Origin of the sequence: Mesorhizobium sp. M1E.F.Ca.ET.041.01.1.1, assembly GCF_003997355.1 — a bacterium.
GTDB lineage: Bacteria > Pseudomonadota > Alphaproteobacteria > Rhizobiales > Rhizobiaceae > Mesorhizobium.
Genome location: NZ_RZSL01000866.1, coordinates 1 through 1,941, shown reverse-complemented (window position 1 = coordinate 1,941; position 1,941 = coordinate 1). Strand labels below are relative to the sequence as shown.

Annotated in this window: 1 pseudogene; it reads left to right on the top strand. The window is 59.6% G+C overall.

Going from position 1 to position 1,941, the window contains the following annotated elements:
• Positions 1–796: 796 nt before the first annotated feature.
• Positions 797–1,941 (top strand): annotated as a pseudogene (locus EOA38_RS35195) (vitamin B12-dependent ribonucleotide reductase); the annotation flags it as partial.

Below are 1,941 nucleotides of genomic sequence, written 5' to 3'. Positions count from 1 at the left end.
CCCTTCTTATATTCCATATTTATGGAATTTATAACTTAGTTACGGACTAATAAGTGCATTGGGATACCGATGCGTCAAGCTCTTTTGGTATCTGGAGCGGCGCGCGCCGAAACACGGATCGAGCTCTCGGCGGACCGAGGCACAATGAGATGTTCGCCTTTTCCGGGTGCTCGGAAACGGTCACGATCCGAGGCGCGGAGCGGCTTTCACCAAGCCAGGGCGAATTCCGCGCCGACGGTTTTCTGTCCCCGTTATCCACATATGTGACACACAACATATTGGGGTCACAAAACCTACAAAAACGAATCCTTGACGGTTCCAAACGAGTCGCTCTTTATAGGCCATGCGCTCCTGTTGCGGGCGTGACCGGAGTGTTCAGAGGCCGGTCTTTTTTCCCGGATTTTGTGCGTTTTGCCCGCATTTCCGCCTGTTCACGAGGCCGGCGGAAGCGTTGGGAGTGTTGGGGCTTAGGTGGGCGAAAGGGAGAATTGTCGGCCTGGAAAAAATGATCTGTTAACACTATATTTAGTGTTTGCAGGCAGGCTCGACCCTAGATAGTGTGAACCTCCCTCGAACGAGGGAATCGACAAAAGTTTCAGTTTAGGGACCCGCGAGGGTCGGTCTGCAGCCCAGGCGAACACCTGGCAAGGCGTTATGCTGTCTGCAAGCCGGCACCTGCGACGAGGAGAGTGCCGGCGTCGCCCGCGATGCCGGCAAACGGCGGACTGCGCTTTTCGCCTTGAGGGCAGAAAACCCTGGGGAAAAGCGCTATATATAGACAAAAGGGACCGGACCAATGCGCATAGAGCGTCGCTTCACCAAGCCAGACCAGTCAGCCTATGCGGAGATCGAATTCCGCAAGGCCCTGTCGGAGATCAAGAATCCCGACGGCTCTGTGGTGTTCCGCCTGGACAACATCGATGTGCCGGCCCAATTCAGCCAGGTCGCGGCCGACATCCTGGCCCAAAAATATTTCCGCAAGGCCGGCGTGCCGGCGCGCCTGAAAAAGGTCGAGGAGAACGACGTCCCCTCCTTCCTGTGGCGCTCGGTAGCCGACGAGGCCGAACTCGCCAAGCTCCCCGAGGCTGAGCGCTATGGTTCGGAAACCGACGCCCGCCAGGTCTTCGACCGTCTCTCCGGCACCTGGACCTACTGGGGATGGAAGGGCGGCTACTTCAAATCGGAAGAAGACGCGCGCGCCTTCCGCGACGAGCTCGCCTATATGCTCGCCACCCAGCGCGTTGCGCCGAACTCGCCGCAATGGTTCAACACCGGCCTGCACTGGGCCTATGGCATCGACGGTCCGAGCCAGGGCCACTTCTATGTCGACCCCTTCACCGGCAAGCTGACCAAGTCCAAGTCCGCCTACGAGCATCCGCAGCCGCATGCCTGCTTCATCCAGAGCGTGCAGGACGACCTCGTCAACGAGGGCGGCATCATGGACCTGTGGGTGCGTGAGGCGCGCCTGTTCAAATACGGTTCCGGCACCGGCTCGAACTTCTCGATGCTGCGCGGCGAAGGCGAAAAGCTGTCCGGCGGCGGCCGCTCGTCCGGCCTGATGAGCTTCCTCAAGATCGGCGACCGCGCCGCCGGCGCCATCAAATCGGGCGGCACGACGCGCCGCGCGGCAAAGATGGTGATCGTCGACGCCGACCATCCCGATATCGAGGAATTCATCGACTGGAAGGTCAATGAGGAGCAGAAGGTCGCCTCGCTGGTGACCGGCTCGAAGATCGTCAAGAAACACCTCGAAGCGATCATGAAGGCCTGCGTCAACTGCGAAGGCCATGACGACGACTGCTTCGACCCGGCTTTGAACACCGCGCTGAAGCGCGAGATCAAGGCGGCCAAGAAGGACGCCGTGCCGGAGAACTACATCTACCGCGTCATCCAGTTCGCCCGCCAGGGCTACACCTCGATGTCGTTCAAGACCTACGACAC